The sequence below is a fragment of the Bacteroidales bacterium genome (assembly GCA_041671145.1).
Taxonomy (GTDB): domain Bacteria; phylum Bacteroidota; class Bacteroidia; order Bacteroidales; family JAHJDW01; genus JAQUPB01.
Window position 1 is genome coordinate 87,809 of the sequence record JBAZBZ010000008.1, and the last position, 17,750, is coordinate 105,558.

General features: G+C 33.4%; 16 protein-coding genes. 15 read left to right on the forward strand and 1 reads right to left on the reverse strand.

Features of this window, described 5'->3' with window-relative positions:
• Positions 1–164 precede the first annotated feature (164 nt).
• From WC223_04820 to WC223_04890, 15 genes are all read left to right on the forward strand, one after another.
• The gene (locus tag WC223_04820) at positions 165–647 is read left to right on the forward strand and encodes a hypothetical protein (GenBank protein ID MFA6923559.1); all 483 of its coding nucleotides are present in this window, start codon (positions 165–167) and stop codon (positions 645–647) included.
• Positions 619–1,530 carry a 16S rRNA (cytosine(1402)-N(4))-methyltransferase RsmH gene (gene rsmH / locus WC223_04825; protein MFA6923560.1) on the forward strand — a complete coding sequence of 304 codons (912 nt, stop codon included), beginning with the start codon at positions 619–621 and terminating at the stop codon, positions 1,528–1,530. Before WC223_04820 ends, rsmH begins: the two co-directional genes overlap by 29 nt.
• Before the next feature lie 3 nt (positions 1,531–1,533).
• Complete coding sequence (locus tag WC223_04830; GenBank protein MFA6923561.1) at positions 1,534–1,944, forward strand: FtsL-like putative cell division protein; 411 nt, start codon at positions 1,534–1,536, stop codon at positions 1,942–1,944.
• Positions 1,945–2,077: 133 nt separating this feature from the next.
• Positions 2,078–4,141, forward strand: coding sequence for a penicillin-binding protein (locus WC223_04835; protein ID MFA6923562.1), 2,064 nt, complete (start codon positions 2,078–2,080; stop codon positions 4,139–4,141).
• A 5-nt stretch (positions 4,142–4,146) separates the two neighbouring features.
• Entirely contained in the window at positions 4,147–5,613 is a 1,467-nt protein-coding gene (locus tag WC223_04840) for a UDP-N-acetylmuramoyl-L-alanyl-D-glutamate--2,6-diaminopimelate ligase (GenBank protein MFA6923563.1), read from the forward strand.
• A gap of 1 nt (position 5,614) precedes the next feature.
• Positions 5,615–6,868: a phospho-N-acetylmuramoyl-pentapeptide-transferase gene (gene mraY / locus WC223_04845; protein ID MFA6923564.1), complete on the forward strand. Its 1,254-nt coding sequence runs from the start codon at positions 5,615–5,617 to the stop codon at positions 6,866–6,868.
• A gap of 87 nt (positions 6,869–6,955) precedes the next feature.
• Positions 6,956–7,504 (forward strand): cyanophycin synthetase, encoded by a 549-nt coding sequence (locus WC223_04850; GenBank protein ID MFA6923565.1) that lies wholly within the window; start codon positions 6,956–6,958, stop codon positions 7,502–7,504.
• Between the two features lie 14 nt (positions 7,505–7,518).
• Positions 7,519–8,694, forward strand: coding sequence for an FtsW/RodA/SpoVE family cell cycle protein (locus tag WC223_04855; protein MFA6923566.1), 1,176 nt, complete (start codon positions 7,519–7,521; stop codon positions 8,692–8,694).
• Entirely contained in the window at positions 8,684–9,784 is a 1,101-nt protein-coding gene (gene murG / locus WC223_04860) for an undecaprenyldiphospho-muramoylpentapeptide beta-N-acetylglucosaminyltransferase (GenBank protein MFA6923567.1), read from the forward strand. Before WC223_04855 ends, murG begins: the two co-directional genes overlap by 11 nt.
• Before the next feature lie 27 nt (positions 9,785–9,811).
• A complete protein-coding gene (locus WC223_04865; GenBank protein MFA6923568.1) occupies positions 9,812–10,198 on the forward strand; it encodes a GxxExxY protein in 387 nt (128 codons plus the stop codon).
• 55 nt (positions 10,199–10,253) lie between these two features.
• Positions 10,254–11,627, forward strand: a complete 1,374-nt coding sequence (gene murC, locus WC223_04870; protein MFA6923569.1) for a UDP-N-acetylmuramate--L-alanine ligase — start codon at positions 10,254–10,256, stop codon at positions 11,625–11,627.
• Positions 11,620–12,423: a hypothetical protein gene (locus WC223_04875; protein MFA6923570.1), complete on the forward strand. Its 804-nt coding sequence runs from the start codon at positions 11,620–11,622 to the stop codon at positions 12,421–12,423. Before murC ends, WC223_04875 begins: the two co-directional genes overlap by 8 nt.
• A gap of 6 nt (positions 12,424–12,429) precedes the next feature.
• Positions 12,430–13,698 (forward strand): cell division protein FtsA, encoded by a 1,269-nt coding sequence (gene ftsA, locus WC223_04880; protein ID MFA6923571.1) that lies wholly within the window; start codon positions 12,430–12,432, stop codon positions 13,696–13,698.
• A 136-nt stretch (positions 13,699–13,834) separates the two neighbouring features.
• Entirely contained in the window at positions 13,835–15,388 is a 1,554-nt protein-coding gene (gene ftsZ / locus WC223_04885; GenBank protein ID MFA6923572.1) for a cell division protein FtsZ, read from the forward strand.
• A 54-nt stretch (positions 15,389–15,442) separates the two neighbouring features.
• Entirely contained in the window at positions 15,443–15,880 is a 438-nt protein-coding gene (locus WC223_04890) for a GatB/YqeY domain-containing protein (protein MFA6923573.1), read from the forward strand.
• Positions 15,881–15,949: 69 nt separating this feature from the next.
• On the opposite strand, the gene lepA is transcribed toward WC223_04890, so the two are convergent.
• Positions 15,950–17,737 (reverse strand): translation elongation factor 4, encoded by a 1,788-nt coding sequence (gene lepA / locus WC223_04895; protein MFA6923574.1) that lies wholly within the window; start codon positions 17,735–17,737, stop codon positions 15,950–15,952.
• Between the last annotated feature and the right edge of the window lie 13 nt (positions 17,738–17,750).

Sequence of the window (17,750 nt, forward strand, 5' to 3'; positions counted from 1 at the left end):
AAAAATAAGCATTTCCTTCCATTGTTAATAAACTCAAAATTATTTTTCGTAAATCGTTGATATTCAGACAATAAAAAATGCAAATAAAAATTTTATTAACAAAGTGGTAAAAAGTGGTAAAAAGTGGTAAAAAAGTTTATATATTTACGGAAAATTTATAGAAAGTGGAAAATATAAATTTAATAGGTGTAGTTGAGTGTAAAATAGATGCAAAGGGAAGATTGATGTTTCCTTCTGCGTTAAAATCACAGTTATCACCTATAATACACGAAGGTTTTGTTATTAAGAGAAGTGTATTTTATAAATGTCTTGAATTATATCCTCTTCGCGAATGGAACAGTGAAATTGCAGGCGTGAACAAGCTCAACAGGTTTGTAAAAAAGAACAATGATTTTATTAGAATGTTTATGGCAGGTGTAAAAACCGTGGAACTTGACGTCAGCGGAAGATTGTTGATACCGAAAGACCTTATTATTTTCAGCGGAATCAAGAAAGATATAGTTCTTTCATCATCAGTAAACAGAATTGAAATATGGGACAAGAACAAATATGAAAAAGTTATTAATGATAAAAATGTTGATTTTTCTAAGTTAGCAGAAGAAGTAATGGGAGAAATAAATAACAATAAAAAAGATAATGTATCATAAACCTGTATTGTTGAAAGAAGCAATAGAAGGACTGAATATAAAGTCTGACGGAATATATGTAGATGTAACTTTCGGCGGCGGCGGACATTCGGCGGAGATTTTGAAAAAACTAAAAAAAGGAAAACTTATAGCATTTGACCAGGATGAAGATGCACAAAAAAATAAAATTGATGACGAGAAATTGACGTTGATAAAGCAAAATTTCAGATATATGAAGAACTTCCTGCGGTTGTATAATTTAATACCTGTTGACGGAATTATAGCAGACCTGGGAATATCATCTCACCAAATTGATTCAGCAGAAAGGGGTTTTTCATTCAAGTACGATGGAGAACTTGATTTAAGAATGTCGCAACAATCTCCATTAAATGCAAAAAAAATCATAAATGAATACTCTGAAGAAAGTTTAAAAAACATTTTTTTTGAATATGGTGAAATTAGAGAATCTGCGAAACTCACAAAGGCAATTGTTCAAAGCCGTAAAAATAAAACGATAAATAAAACAGATGAATTAAAAAGTGTAATTGAATTTTTAGCAACAAAAGGAAAAGAAAACACCTTTTTTGCTAAAGTATTTCAGGCATTGAGAATAGAAGTGAACAATGAACTGGGTGCGTTGAAAGAACTTCTGCTCCAAAGTTCTGAAGTTTTGAAAAAAGGCGGACGGCTTGCAATTATTTCTTATCATTCTTTAGAAGACCGGTTGGTAAAGAATTTTATTAAAACAGGAAATTTTGAGGGAGAATTAAAAAAAGATTTCTATGGAAATCCGGTTTTATTATTTAATGCAATTAATAAAAAAGTAATTCTACCCGATGAATCGGAAATAATGAATAATAACAGAGCTCGCAGTGCAAAGCTGAGAATTGCCGAAAAAAATTAATAAATGAAAAACGAAATAAAAGTACAACCGCAGCAACAAAAAAAACGTGTAGTAAACAAACGTGCGAGAAGTATGGTTGCCATTTTTCAAAGCATAATTGACGGAACATTTTTAACAAAAGAAAATTTTGTAAAACAACTGCCCTTCCTGCTTTTTATTGTTTTAATTGCTCTTTCCTACATAGCAAATACTTATTACACCGAAAAAATTGTGAGAAAAATTGATAAAACAAAAAATGAACTTAAGGAATTGCGCTCGGAGTACATTACTGTAAAATCCAATTATATGAATAAAAGCAAACAATCCGAAGTGGCAAAAATAATTGAGGAAAAAAATCTTGGTATTAAAGAAGCTCTTGACGCACCAAAAAAAATAATATCGGATAGAAAAGAAAAACTCGAAGAAAATATTTAGGAAATATAGTTTAGAATTAAGGAATTAGGACTTAAAAATTAAAAAGATAAAAAAATATCGAAGTTTAACTGTAAACTGAAAACTATAAACTAAAAACTGTTTTAACCTCTTGATGGAAGCAAAAAAAGTAATAATGCTTAGAATTTACTCGATTTATTTTATCGTTTGTATAATAGCATTTGTTATTGTCGGAAAGCTTATTCAGATTCAGTTTATTGAAGGCGACGCATTGAGAGAAAAATCAAAAATATTCTCATTAAGATATAAAAACATTGAAGCGACGCGTGGAAATATTATTGCAAGCGATGGAAGTTTGCTCGCCACATCTGTCCCCATTTATGAAATAAGAATGGATGTGATGTCCGATGCTTTAACCGATGAAGTTTTTTATTCGGGTTTGGATTCTTTGTCAATGTGTCTCTCCGAACTTTTCAAAGATAAAACACCAAAACAGTATAAAAAATATATAATAAAAGCGAGAAAAAGCGACGAGAGATATTTACTGCTCAAAAGAGGTGCCCGCTATGATGAAATGATAAAATTAAAAACTTTTCCGCTTTTCAGATTGGGCAGATACAAAGGAGGATTTATAGCTATACTTGATACGAAAAAACGCGAACATCCCTATGATATGCTTGCAGCAAGAACTATCGGATTTTACAGGGAAAATTATCGTGTCGGTATTGAAGGTGCATTTAATGAATATCTCGAAGGAGTGAGCGGAAAAAGATTGATGCAAAGAATTGCTCCGGATGTTTGGATGCCTGTTAATGATGAAGAAGAAATTGAAAGTAAAGACGGCTGCGATATAATTACAACTATTGATGTGAATTTTCAGGATGTTGCTGAAAATTCACTTTTAAAACAAATGGATTCGGTTAAAGCAGATTATGGTTGCGTAGTACTTATGGAAGTAAAAACCGGTGAAATCAAATCCATTGTTAATCTTTCGAGAGACAAGAACGGAAAATGCATTGAAGTAGATAACTATGCAACGCGTGTAAGAAGTGACCCCGGCTCCACTTTCAAGTTAATGTCAATGGTGGCTGCCATGGAAGATGGTTGCGTGAAAGATTTGAATGAAAAATTTGATATTGGCTCCGGAAAATATATTTTCGGAAAAGGTGATACAGTGCGTGATTCACACGAAGCCGCTTATGGAATTAAAACTATTGAGGAAATTTTCGAGATGTCATCAAATGTTGGTGTTGCAAAAATCATTGATAAATATTACAGAAATAATAAAAAGAAATATTATAACAGGTTAATGAAAATGGGATTAGGCGACACTTTGAGCATTGATATTGAGGAGAAGGCGCCTTTATTAAAACCCCCACCCTATCCTGATGTTTCGTTGCACAGAATGGCTTATGGCTACGAAGTTGAATTAACCCCTTTGCAGATATTGACTTTTTACAATGCAATTGCAAATGGCGGAGTTAAAGTAAGACCGATGCTTGTGAAAGAAATAAGGCAAACAGGAAAAGTTATTAAAAAAGTTAAACCTGAAATTCTGAATGAAAAAATGTGCTCAAAGGAAACCGTTGAAAAAGCAAAAGAAATGCTTGAAGGAGTTGTACAAAAGGGAACAGCAAGAAATTTACTGAAAAATTTCCATATTAAAATTGCAGGAAAAACAGGTACAGCAAAAGTTATTGAAAACGGAAAATATGTAAAAAAATACCGCTCTTCTTTTGTCGGATATTTTCCTGCTGATAATCCTTTGTATTCATGTATTGTGGTTATTAATAATCCTCAAGGTGTTTATTACGGAAGCTTGGTTGCAGGTCCGGTTTTTAAAGAAATTGCCGAAAAGGTTTATTCAAATAGGTTCGAATTGCATGACGAGATTGACACAAATAAAAATGTAAAATTGCCTGTTGCAAAAGCAGGATATCAAAACGATATTTTGAAAATTTACAGTAAACTCGGATATAATTGCAAACCGGTATATTCAGCATGGGTAGTTCCTTCTGTAAAAGATTCCATAATAGATTTTTTACCAAAAATTATTTCAAAAAACGTTGTTCCAAATGTTGTAGGAATGGACATTCAGAATGCAATTTTTATTCTTGAAAGTAAAGGATTGAAAGTAAAATTTCAAGGAAAAGGAATTGTAAAAAATCAGTCGGTTGAATCCGGAACAAAGATAATTAAAGGTAGTCAGATAAGATTAACTCTTTCAAATGAGGTTTAAAAATTATGTATAGAAATTTAAATGACATATTAAAAGGAATAAAATCCGAAAAAATCATAGGGGATTTAAATAAAAACATTGCTGAAATTACATTTGATTCACGCAAGATTGTTAAAGACACTTTATTTATTGCAAGTAAAGGAACTAAATCCAATGGACATGATTTTATAAAAATGGCTAAAGAAAATGGTGCATCAGCAGTTGTTTGTGAAATTATTCCGGAAGAAATAAATAAAAATATCACATATATAAAAGTTGTAAACAGCAGTAAAGCAACCGGAGAACTCGCTTCAAATTTTTATGATAATCCATCATCAAAATTAAAATTAATAGGTGTAACCGGAACAAACGGTAAAACTACAATTGCAACACTGCTTTTCAGAATGTTCAGGAATTTCGGACATAATGCAGGACTATTATCAACAGTTAAAAACATGATTAATGATGAAATATTTTCTGCAACTCATACAACTCCCGATGCAATTGTTATAAATCAATTATTGAAACAAATGGTTGATGAGGGTTGTGAATATTGTTTCATGGAAGTAAGTTCACATGCAGTTGTTCAAAACAGAATTTCAGGATTGACATTTGCAGGCGGAATTTTTACAAATATCACACACGACCACCTCGATTATCATAAAACATTTGAAGAATACATAAAAGCAAAAAAAGGACTTTTCGATTTTCTTCCTGCAACTGCTTTCGCTCTGACAAATATAGATGACAGGAACGGCGAAGTGATGCTTCAGAATACTGCGGCGTTGAAAAAAACATACAGCTTAAAATCATTTTCCGATTTCAAATGCAAAATACTTGAAAGCGGTCTTGACGGACAGCTTTTAAATATTGATGGTGCAGAAGTATGGTGCAAACTTATCGGCAAATTCAACGCTTACAACCTGCTTGCAATATATTCTTCTGCAATTTTACTCGGTAAAGAGAAAATAGAAGTATTGAAAGAATTAAGCGGTTTGAGTGCAGTTGAAGGAAGGTTTCAATATGTCAAATCCGAAAATAATATTCTCGGAATAGTTGATTATGCTCATACTCCCGACGCATTAAAAAATGTAATTTCAACAATTAACGAAATACGCGATGGAAGTAAAAAGCTGATAACCGTTGTCGGCTGCGGCGGAGACAGGGATTCAAAAAAGCGTCCGATAATGGCAAAAATTGCCTGCGAAGGAAGCACGAAAGTAATACTGACTTCCGACAATCCGCGTTCAGAAGAACCTGAAACCATAATTAATGAAATGCAAAGCGGAATTGACATTACCGACAGAAAGAAAGTTTTAACAATAGTGAACAGAAAAGAAGCAATCAGAACAGCTTGTCATTTGGCAGATTCAGGCGATATAATTCTGGTTGCGGGAAAAGGTCACGAAAATTATCAGGAAATAAAAGGAGTTAAATATCCTTTTGATGACCTGCAGATACTTGAAGAAATTCTAGAAATAAAACCCAATTAATATGTTTTATTATTTATTCCATAGTTTGCAAAAATGCTGTAATGTGCCCGGAGCAGGTGTATTTCAATACATCTCTTTCAGAGCGGCAATGGCAGTTATCACTTCATTGTTGATTTCTTTGTTTATAGGAAAAAAAATAATAAACTTCCTTAGAAAAAAACAAGTTGGCGAAACAGTAAGAGATTTGGGACTTGAAGGTCAAATTCAAAAACAGGGAACTCCAACAATGGGTGGATTGATAATACTTGCCTCAATTCTTATACCGGTTATTTTATTTGCAAAACTTCATAATATTTATATAATATTAATGCTTGTAACAACCGTATGGCTCGGTGTTATTGGCTTTTTAGATGATTATATAAAAGTATTCAAGAAAGATAAAAAAGGTCTTCAGGGTAAATCTAAAATTCTCGGGCAAATCGGACTCGGCTTGATTGTTGGCAGTTTACTTTATTTTAGCCCCGATGTTGTTATAAAAGAAAAATTAAAAACACCGAAAAAGATTGTTGCCATTAATTCGGCAAAGCCCCTTGAAAACACAAATTTCAATCCTTTATATTCAAGAGCAGAAACAAAATCAACGAAAACAACAACTCCGTTTCTTAAAAATAATGAATTTGATTATTCAATTATTATTTCATGGCTTGGTGGGAACTATAAAAAATGGGCATTTTTAATTTTTATTCCTTTTGTAATATTTATTGTTACCGCAGTTTCAAACGGGGCAAACATGACTGATGGCTTGGATGGCTTGGCTACCGGAACTTCAGCAATAATGGGTGTTACGCTTGGTGTTCTTGCTTATGTGTCGGGTAATACTGTTTTTGCAAATTATCTGAACATTATGTATATCCCCAATGCAGGTGAACTTGTTGTTTTTATAGCCGCATTTGTTGGCGCATGTGTCGGCTTTTTGTGGTACAATACATATCCCGCACAGGTATTTATGGGCGATACAGGTAGCCTTACACTCGGTGGAATGATTGCAGTATTTGCTGTTGCTATCCGAAAAGAGCTCCTTATACCCATACTATGCGGAATATTTTTAGTTGAAAATATTTCAGTGATGTTACAGGTTGCATATTTTAAATATACAAAAAGAAAAACCGGTGAAGGCAGGAGAATTTTCAGGATGGCACCGCTGCATCATCACTTCCAGTTGGAAGGATATCACGAATCCAAAATAGTTACGAGATTTTGGATAATAGGAATAATGCTCGCAATAATAACAATAGTTACTTTAAAAATAAGATAAAAAAAAGTACTTAAAATTATTAAACAGCAGATATATTAAAAATACTTATTAGTTACAAAATAAGATAAAAACCAAAAAACAGAAAGAATGAACATAACTGAATTTTCATTACACAGCAGCAAAAATGTTTTCAATTCAATGGCAGCGGGTATAACAACAAAACTTCCTGATTTAAGAAAGAATGAAATGAAAGAAAATTTCGAGGATTTTCAAACTCTCGAACATAGGTTGGAATTTGTTAGCACAGTCAGAGGTATTGATTTTATTAATGATTCGATGGCAACTACTGTTAATGCAACATGGTTCGCATTGGAATGTATGTCTAAACCTGTTGTCTGGATAGTGGGCGGATACGATAAAGGAAATGAATATGCTGAGTTGAAAGAACTTGTTAAAGAAAAGGTTAAGGCAGTTGTTTGTCTCGGTATTAATAATAAAAAGATTTATAAAAATTTTAAAGGAGATGTTGAAATAATGGTTAATGCAGTAAGTGCCGTAGAAGCCGTGAATTTCGCTTATCAACTTTCGGAAAAAGGCGATATTATTTTGTTTTCTCCCGCCTGTCCAAGTTTTGATTTATATGATGATTGCGAAGAAAGAGGAAATAAATTTAAAGAAGCCGTAAGAAATTTATAAGATAATTTTTAAAAATGAGCGAAACAACAACATTAATAAATTTACAAAAAAGAATAAAAGGTGACAAAGTGATATGGGCAATTGTCTTTATTTTGTCTGTATTTTCGCTTCTTGCAGTTTACAGTTCCATCGGCACCCTTGCTTATCGCTATAAAGAAGGAAACACCTATTATTATTTGTTCAAACACCTCTTCATACTTTTATTCGGAATTTTTCTTATGTATGCCACTCATCTCATCAAATATACATATTATTCGCGTCTTTCACAATTGCTTTTAATAATTACAATTCCGTTGCAGTTGCTGACATTATTTACAGGAACAAATTTAAACGAAGCAAGTCGCTGGCTGACTTTACCGATTATAAATCTGTCATTTCAAACATCAGATTTGGCAAAGCTTGCATTGATAATGTATGTTGCACGACTGCTTTCAAAAAAACAGGATGAAATTAAAGATTTCAAATCGGCATTCATACCAATTATGCTTCCTGTATTGATTGTGTGTGGATTGATTTTTCCCGCCAACTTTTCAACTGCTGCAATATTATTTGCAACATGTTTTATACTCATGTTTATAGGAAGGGTAAATATAAAATATTTACTTGCGTTTATGGGTATTGGATTGGTCATAATTTCAATAGCTCTCGCTATTGCTTTTAAATATCCGCATGTATTACCACGATTTGAAACATGGAAAAACAGAATTGAAAATTTCAAAAGCGGCGAAACGAATAATAATTATCAGGTAGAGCAGGCAAAGATTGCAATTGCTACCGGAGGAGTTTTTGGAAAACTTCCAGGGAAAAGCATCCAGCGTAATTTTCTTCCACATCCTTATTCCGATTTTATTTTTGCAATAATTATTGAGGAATATGGTCTCGCGGGAGGAATGCTTATTGTATTTTTGTATGTTATTTTACTTTTCAGGGCAATAAAAATTGCCTCGAAATGCGACAAAGTATTTCCCGCACTTCTCGTTGTGGGTTGTGCTTTGATATTAATATTCCAGGCATTCATAAATATGGCTGTTGCTGTAAATATTTTGCCTGTAACAGGGCAAACACTGCCAATGGTGAGCATGGGAGGAACATCAATTTGGTTTACGAGCATTTCAATCGGCATTATGTTGAGCGTAAGCAAAAGTTATGAAATTGAAGATAAAACTGAAGAAGAAGAAATTGAAAAATAATTTTAAAATAATAATAAGCGGCGGAGGCACAGGAGGGCACGTATTTCCGGCTATTGCAATAGCTAATGAAATAAAAGCAAAATATCCGTTTGCTGAAATACTTTTTGTTGGTGCTAAAGGAAGAATTGAAATGGAAAAAGTTCCGGCAGCAGGATATAAAATCGAAGGACTCTGGATTAGCGGATTGCAAAGAAAAATAACATTTAAAAATTTTTTACTGCCAATAAAATTAATATCAAGTTTGCTCAAAGTAAATAAAATAATAAACAATTTCAAACCCGATGTAGTTGTTGGTGTTGGCGGATACGCCAGTGGTCCTTTATTGAGAGTTGCAACAATGAAAAAAAATCCATCGCTTATTCAGGAACAAAATTCATATCCCGGAATTACAAATAAACTTCTTGCAAAAAAAGTAAATAAGATTTGCGTGGCATATAACGGTATGGAAAAGTTTTTTCCGAAAGAAAAAATTATTATTACCGGAAATCCAGTCAGAAAGGATATTCTGGATACTGAAAGCAAAAGAAACGTTGCAATAAAACATTTTGAACTTGAAAATAAAAATACACTTCTTGTAATAGGTGGCAGCTTGGGTGCACGAACGATTAATGAAAGCATCAGTAAAAATCTGGAATTATTATCAAAAAATAATATTCAGGTTATCTGGCAGACAGGAAAAAATTATTTTGAAAAAGCAAAAAAATCAGTGAGTGCTTTAAATGTTAAAAATATTAAAGTATTTGATTTTATAAATGAAATGGATTTGGCATATTCTGCCGCAGATATTGTGGTGTCGCGTGCAGGAGCAATTGCTATTTCGGAATTGTGCATTGTAGGCAAACCGGCAATTTTAATTCCTTCACCGAATGTTGCTGAAGACCATCAGACAAAAAATGCAATGGCATTAGTAAATAAAAATGCTGCAATACTGCTCAAAGATAATGAAGCAATTGAAAAATCAGGAACGGAAATCATTGCATTATTTAACAATATTGAAAAGCAAAAGCAAATCAGTGAAAATATAAAAAAACTCGCAAAGAGAAATGCAACGGAATTAATAGTTAAAGAAATTTTAAATTTGATAAAATAAAATCGCCACAGATTCACAGATTAAATTATGGAATATTCAGAAAAAGAATATCCGTTACAAGAAGAAAGTTATCAAATTATTGGAATATGTATGGAAGTTCATCGCACTTTGGGAAAAGGGTTACTGGAAATAGTTTACAAAGATGCTATTGAATACGAATTTCGCAAGAAAAATATTTTTTATGAACGTGAAAGAAAATATGAAGTTGAATACAAAGGAATAATTCTCCCTCATTATTTCTTTGCCGATTTTGTTGTGTATGACAAAATAATATTGGAAATAAAAGCTCAAAATGGAATAGTTGATGAACATTATAGTTGGGTAATAAATTATTTGGCAATATCCAAATGTTCCTTAGGATTAATAGTTAATTTTGGTAAAAATTCATTAGTTACAAAAAGAATAATTTTATAATCTGTGAATCTGTGGCAAATTTATCACGCACAAAATTCATTATAAAAAATAAAAGTTGAATCTCGAAAAATTAAATACAATTTATTTTATAGGCATCGGAGGCATCGGAATGAGTGCCCTTGCCAGATATTTTAATGCAAGAGGAAAAAATGTAAGCGGTTATGATAAAACTCCAACGCCGCTTACACAACAATTAATAAATGAAGGCATAGAAATACATTTTGAAGAAAACATAAAAATGCTTCCCGAAAAAATTGATTTGGTGGTTTACACTCCGGCGATACCTTCAACGCATACAGAATTAAAATATTTTAAAGAAAACGGGTATGAAATAAAAAAACGCTCGGAAGTTCTCGGTTTATTGACAAAGGATAATTTTACTATTGCGGTTGCCGGCACACATGGCAAAACAACAATATCATCAATGCTTGCTCACATATTTAAATCTTCGGGAATAAATATACTCGGATTTATAGGAGGTATAACACAAAACTATGACTCTAATTTTTTTAACTCCGAAAATTTCAAAGCAGTAATTGTGGAAGCAGATGAATACGACAGGTCTTTTCTACAGTTGCATCCTGATATTGCTGTGATATCTTCAATGGATGCTGACCATTTGGATATTTACGGAGACAAAAATTACATGCTCGAATCATATAATCTTTTTGCAAAACAAATAAAGAAAAACGGAAAACTCATTTATAAAAAATCGCTGCCTGTTGCAGGTAATACGGGCAATCCGAAATATCAATACTCTGCGTTTGCAGTTGCCGATTATTATGCTGAAAGAATTAAAAAAAACGGTGCTCATTATAAATTTTATTTTAATTCCGATGAATTAAAAAATGAAGAAATAAATTTACAAACGGATGCTTTTTATAATGTTGAAAATGCAGTTGCAGCAATTGCTGTTTGCCTTAATTTCGGTTTGAATATAGAACAAATAAAATCAGCACTTGCAAGTTATAAAGGTGTAAAACGACGATTCGAATATCAGGTTAAATCTGATAAGATAATATATATTGATGATTATGCTCATCATCCCGAAGAACTTAAAGCATGTATTAATTCAGTAAAAAAACTTTACCCTGGGAAAAAAATCACTGGAGTTTTTCAACCGCATCTTTATACAAGAACAAGGGACTTTGCCGATGAATTTGCAAGGAGTTTGGAATTACTCGATGAACTTATTTTGCTCGAGATATATCCGGCAAGAGAATTACCGATTGAAGGAGTTAGCTCGAAAATGTTGTTTAATAAGGTTAATATAAATAATAAATCATCGTGTTCAAAGGAACAATTGGTCGATATTCTGAAAAATAAAAAAACGGAAATTATTTTAACACTTGGCGCAGGGGATATCGACCAGTTGGTAATACCAATAAAAGAAATGTTGTTGGGAAAATATAAAATAAAAAATGTTTAAAAATTTTAATATAAAAAAAATTATTTTTATAGTAGCGTGGATTGCGCTTGTGAACGGATTGTTTGTAACACTCGGCTTTATCAAGAAGACACAGGATAATGTTTTATGCAAATCCGTTACTATTTCAATTGATACAACAAGCGAAATGCATTTTATAAATGATGAATTGGTAAAAGAAATGATAAATGATAAAAACGATTCACTAGTGGGAAAGCCAGTTTCACATATTGATATTTTCAAAATCGAAAAAATACTTCGTGAAAATCATTATATCGAAAATGCAGATGTTTACTCAACAATTTCAGGTGAAATAAAAATAAACATCAAGCAGCGAAAACCTTTAATAAGAATTGTGAATATTAAAAACGAAAATTATTATATAGATTCAAACGGAGTTGTAATGCCTGCTTCAAATATTTTTACTCCAAGAATAATAATTGCAAACGGCTTAATATGGGAACCGTATATTTCTTTCAGAAAAATTTTAATTTCCGGCAATGATTCATTGGATAATACTTCATTACTTTCACAATTGCTTATTCTGGCGAAATATATTTCCAAAAATGATTTTTGGAAAGCACAAATTGCACAGGTTTATATAAATTACGACAGGGAAATTGAACTTATACCACGTCTCGGAAATCATACTATTCTTTTTGGAGATATTACTGACATGGAAGAAAAATTTAACAATCTTATGGATGTTTATCAGAAAGGATTTAAAAATACAGGATGGGAAAAATATTCTACAATTAATTTAAAATATAAAAATCAAATAGTTTGTACTAAAAAATAATAAATTATGGAAGCATCAGAAATATTAGTTGGTTTGGATGTTGGCACAACAAAAATTGCAGCCATTGTCGGTCGTAAAAATGAATACGACAAAATTGAAATACTCGGAATCGGTCGTTCTGAATCGGTTGGTGTTACAAGAGGTGTTGTAACTCATATTGAAAAAACAGTTCAGTCAATCAGGGCAGCTGTTGATGAAGCAGAAAACAAATCGGGTGTCAATATTAATGTTGTTAATGTGGGTATTGCAGGACAACATATAAGAAGCATTCAGCAACGCGGAACTAGAATAAGAAGTAATGTTGAAGCTGAAATTAGTCAGGCAGATATAAATGCATTGGTTGACGATATGTATAAACTCGTGATGCAACCCGGTGAGGAAATTATTCACGTAATTCCGCAGGAATATATAGTGGACAATGAACCCGGAATAAAAGAACCAATCGGGATGTCTGGAGTTTGCATTGAAGGAAATTTTCATATTGTCATTGGTCAGGTTTCTGCCGCACAGAATATAGTTAAGTGCATCAGAAGAGCAGGACTTGAAGTCGAAAACATGACACTTGAATCAATTGCATCATCAGAAGCTGTTCTTGGTAAAGAAGAAAAAGAAGCGGGAGTAGTGCTGATAGATATTGGCGGAGGAACTACTGATATTGCCATTTTTCAGGAAGGAATAATACGCCATACAGCGGTAATACCTTTTGGCGGAAATGTTATTACTGAAGATATTAAAATGGGATGTTCAATAATAAGAGAACATGCGGAATTGCTGAAAATAAAATTTGGCTCGGCACTTGCCAGTGAAAATAAGGAAAACGAAATTGTTTCAATTCCCGGCATCAGAGGGCGAGAACACAAAGAAATCTCTTTGAAAAACCTTGCAAGTATTATACAAGCAAGGATGGAAGAGATTATTGAACAGGTATATTATGAAATTAAAAATTCGGGATTTGAAAGAAAACTTATTGCAGGTGCTGTTTTAACAGGAGGTGGCGCACAACTCAAACATCTTGTTCAGTTGTGTGAATACATAACAGGGCTTGATACACGTGTTGGTTATCCTAATGAGCATCTTGCAAACGCTACTTCCGAAGAGTGTACAAGTCCTTCTTACGCAACAGGAATTGGTTTGGTGATAAAAGGATTGGAAAAAGTTGAGAAAAAAACTCAGGTTGATAAAACAGTAACGCAGCCCGATAAATCAAGAGGTGGCTTTTTTGACAAGATTTTTGCAAAAGGAAAACAATTTTTTGAAGGCGACAACATAAACTAAAATTAAAAGTACTTCAAGTGCCTAAAGTACTTATTTCTGAAATTTTATGTTAATAAATTATTAATAACATTTTTTCTCATATTCAACATACAAATTTTATAATTAATACTTTTGATATATTAAAATTATTAAAAATATGATACAATTCGATTCACCAAAAGACCATTCATCAATCATCAAAGTTTTAGGTATTGGCGGCGGCGGTAGCAATGCTGTAACTCACATGTTTAATCAGGGAATCAAAGGTGTTGATTTCATAGTTTGCAATACTGATGCGCAAGCCCTCGAACACAGCCCTGTTTCGATGAAAATACAAATTGGTGAAAAACTTACCGAAGGGTTAGGTGCCGGTTCAAAGCCCGAAGTAGGGCGAGAAGCCGCAATCGAAAATATTGATAAAATAAAAGAGTTTCTTGGAAATAATACAAAAATGGTTTTTATAACTGCCGGAATGGGAGGCGGAACAGGCACAGGAGCAGCACCTATTATTGCAGCCACTGCTAAAGAAATGGGAATACTCACTGTAGGCATTGTTACATTACCTTTTATTTTCGAAGGTAAGAACAGGCGGGCTCAAGCAGAAGAAGGAATTAAGGAATTGAAAGACCATGTTGATACTCTCCTTGTAATTTGTAATGATAAACTCAGAGAAATATATGGAAATCTGAGTTTAAAAAATGCATTTGCTCACGCAGATGACGTGCTGTCAACCGCTTCAAAAGGTATTGCTGAAATTATTACAGGTGCCGGTTTGGTGAATGTTGATTTCAACGATGTTAATACAGTTATGAATAACGGAGGAACAGCCATAATGGGATATGCTACTGCAGAAGGCGAAAACAGAGCAATTGAAGTTGCCGAAAAAGCACTCGCCTGCCCTATTTTAAACGATAATAATATTCAGGGAGCAAGTCAGATATTGCTTTATATAAATTCAGGAACTTCAAAAGAAGTTACCATGGATGAAGTAGGAGAAATTTCCGAATATGTACAAAATGAAGCAGGCTCAACAGCAAATATAATTTTTGGTGTTGGCTATAACGAGGAACTTGGCGATAAATTAAGTTTAATTGTAATTGCTACAGGATTTAAATCAAGAAATTTTGGATTTACAACTCCGCAGAAATCCGAAAAAATTATTATCGAACTCGAAAAACCTATAAACAAAATAAAAGAAGAAGATTACACAAAGAAAACAAACGAGCCACTTATAATTAAAAAACTTGAAATAGAAGAGCCGCCGCGTCCGCAAATTGATGTTGCCGTTGCTGAAACTGAAATGCAAATTGCCGATGAAGTAAAAGATATAACAGAAAATAATATTATAAATACAGTTGATGAAAAAATCGCAAAAGAAGATTTTTTTAAATTAAAAATAAAAGAACCTGCTGACGATTCAACAACTTCAAATAAAAAATCGGACGACATAGCAAGATTTGCTGAAAAGCAAATGCAGACATCAAAGGACAGAATAGCCAGATTGAAAGAAATAAGTTATAATTTAAAAACACAATCCGGAAATATCACCGACCTTGAAAAGGAACCTGCCTACGAAAGAAAGAAAATAGAATTTGTTCCACTTGCACATTCTTCGGAATCGCAGGTTTCAAAATTCTCGCTTTCTGTTGATGATGAAAAAAAAGGCGAAATAAAATCTAATAATTCCTTTCTTCACGACAATGTTGACTAAAATAAATTGCGAAGTCGCTTTTTTAACTTTAGACCTTAAACTTTAAACTGATTTATGCTTGTTGATAAGGTAAATAACGACATCAAAACTGCAATGCTTGCAAGAGAAAGAGACAAGCTCGAAGCAATTCGAGCAATTAAAGCAGCATTGCTTCTTGCCCAAACTTCAGGTGAAGCGGTAACAGAAGAAACCGAATTGAAAATTTTGCAGAAACTTGTTAAGCAAAGAAAAGAATCAGCCGAAATTTATAGTTCTCAAAACCGGCAGGACCTGGCTGACAAAGAAATTTTCGAAGCGGAAATAATTGAAAAATATTTACCAAAACAACTTTCCGAAGAAGAACTTCAAAAAGTGATTGCAGAAATTATTTCTCAAAACCAAATTACTTCAATAAAAGAAATGGGAAAAGCAATCGGAATTGCAAACAAACAACTCGCCGGAAAAGCCGACGGAAAATCAATTGCGGAAATGGTGAAGAAACTGCTGGGATAAAATAGTTTCGAGTTTTTAGTTTTTAGTTCAAACTTTGCGGCTCCGCGTCTTTGCGAGAAATTTTTGAAATCAATCATTCAAGCTCAAAACGGCTAAGAAAGCTTTTTGCGGAACTTCAACACTTCCTATTTGGCGCATTCGTTTTTTTCCTGCTTTTTGTTTTTCGAGTAGTTTGCGTTTTCGTGTAATATCACCGCCATAACATTTTGCTGTAACATCTTTTCGCACTGCTTTAACGGTTTCGCGGGCAATAATTTTAGAGCCAATGCTTGCCTGTATGGCAACATCAAATTGCTGACGCGGTATCAACTGCCTTAGTTTTTCACACATTTTTCTTCCGAGCTGATATGAATGTTCTGCATGAATTAACGCCGAAAGAGCATCAACCGGTTCGGAGTTCAACAATATGTCGAGCTTCACTAATTTCGATTCTCTGTAGTCAAGCGTGTGATAATCGAAAGAAGCATAACCGCGTGAAATAGTTTTTAATTTATCATAAAAGTCGAAAACAATTTCACCAAGTGGCATTTCGAATGCTACTTCAACCCTGTCGGTAGTGAGGTAAACCTGATTTTTCAGTATGCCTCGTTTTTCGATACAAAGTGTCATTATTGCTCCGACATATTCCGATTTTGTAATCACCTGTGCCAGAATATATGGTTCTTCGATACGAGCAATCTTACTGGGGTCGGGCAAATCGGAAGGATTGTTAATTGCCAGAACTTCATTTTTTGTTGTATATGCTTTATAGGAAACGTTAGGAACAGTTGTGATAACTGTCATTTCGGATTCGCGTAAAAGTCGCTCCTGAACTATTTCAAGATGCAACATTCCCAGAAAACCGCATCTGAAGCCAAATCCCAAGGCAGCGGAAGTTTCGGGCTCAAAAACAAGTGAAGCATCATTCAGTTGTAATTTCTCCATTGCCGTTCTTAACTCTTCGAAATCTTCGGTTTCAACAGGATATATTCCTGCAAACACCATCGGCTTTACGTTTTCAAATCCGTGAATTCCTTCGGCATGATTATTAACATGAGTAATTGTATCGCCGACTTTTACTTCTTTTGCTTCTTTAATTCCGGAAATAATATAACCTACATCGCCTGCTTTTATTGAATCTTTCGGTTCTTTTAACATGCGTAATATTCCTACTTCATCGGCAGTATATTCTTTATTTGTATTTACAAATTTTACTTTATCGCCTTTGCAAATTGTTCCGTTGAAAACACGGTAATAGGCAATAATTCCCCTGTATGAATTGAATACCGAATCGAAAATCAGTGCCTGTAAAGGAGCATCAGCGTTACCTTTTGGATGAGATATTTTTTTTATTATTGCTTCAAGAATTTTTTCAATACCGATTCCTGTTTTTCCGCTTGCTTCAATAATGTCTTCTCTTTTGCATCCTACTAAATCTACAATCTGGTCTTTCACTTCTTCGGGGTTTGCACTTTCAAGGTCAATTTTATTCACAATCGGAATTATTTCGAGATTATGATTTAATGCAAGATAAAGATTAGAAATTGTTTGTGCTTCTATTCCCTGCGATGCGTCAACAACAAGCAATGCTCCTTCGCATGCAGCAATTGAACGTGATACTTCATACGAAAAATCAACATGTCCGGGTGTATCAATTAAGTTTAATTGATATTTTTCTCCTTCAAATTCATAGTCCATCTGAATAGCGTGACTTTTAATTGTGATACCGCGTTCGCGTTCTAAATCCATATCGTCAAGCACTTGTTCCTGCAAATCGCGTGAGGAAATAGTTTTTGTAAATTCGAGCAATCTGTCTGCAAGTGTGCTTTTGCCATGGTCAATATGAGCTATGATGCAAAAATTCCTGATGTTTTTCATGACTGCAACAGTA

What these genes read in the sequence shown, in the direction of transcription:
- WC223_04835 (MFA6923562.1), top strand. Translation starts at nt 2,078, where the DNA reads ATGCTTAGAATTTACTCGATTTATTTTATCGTTTGTATAATAGCATTT.
- WC223_04850 (MFA6923565.1), top strand. Translation starts at nt 6,956, where the DNA reads ATGAACATAACTGAATTTTCATTACACAGCAGCAAAAATGTTTTCAAT.
- mraY (MFA6923564.1), top strand. Translation starts at nt 5,615, where the DNA reads ATGTTTTATTATTTATTCCATAGTTTGCAAAAATGCTGTAATGTGCCC.
- WC223_04830 (MFA6923561.1), top strand. Translation starts at nt 1,534, where the DNA reads ATGAAAAACGAAATAAAAGTACAACCGCAGCAACAAAAAAAACGTGTA.
- WC223_04890 (MFA6923573.1), top strand. Translation starts at nt 15,443, where the DNA reads ATGCTTGTTGATAAGGTAAATAACGACATCAAAACTGCAATGCTTGCA.
- lepA (MFA6923574.1), bottom strand. Translation starts at nt 17,737, where the DNA reads ATGAAAAACATCAGGAATTTTTGCATCATAGCTCATATTGACCATGGC.
- WC223_04855 (MFA6923566.1), top strand. Translation starts at nt 7,519, where the DNA reads ATGAGCGAAACAACAACATTAATAAATTTACAAAAAAGAATAAAAGGT.
- WC223_04865 (MFA6923568.1), top strand. Translation starts at nt 9,812, where the DNA reads ATGGAATATTCAGAAAAAGAATATCCGTTACAAGAAGAAAGTTATCAA.
- ftsZ (MFA6923572.1), top strand. Translation starts at nt 13,835, where the DNA reads ATGATACAATTCGATTCACCAAAAGACCATTCATCAATCATCAAAGTT.
- WC223_04875 (MFA6923570.1), top strand. Translation starts at nt 11,620, where the DNA reads ATGTTTAAAAATTTTAATATAAAAAAAATTATTTTTATAGTAGCGTGG.
- ftsA (MFA6923571.1), top strand. Translation starts at nt 12,430, where the DNA reads ATGGAAGCATCAGAAATATTAGTTGGTTTGGATGTTGGCACAACAAAA.
- WC223_04840 (MFA6923563.1), top strand. Translation starts at nt 4,147, where the DNA reads ATGTATAGAAATTTAAATGACATATTAAAAGGAATAAAATCCGAAAAA.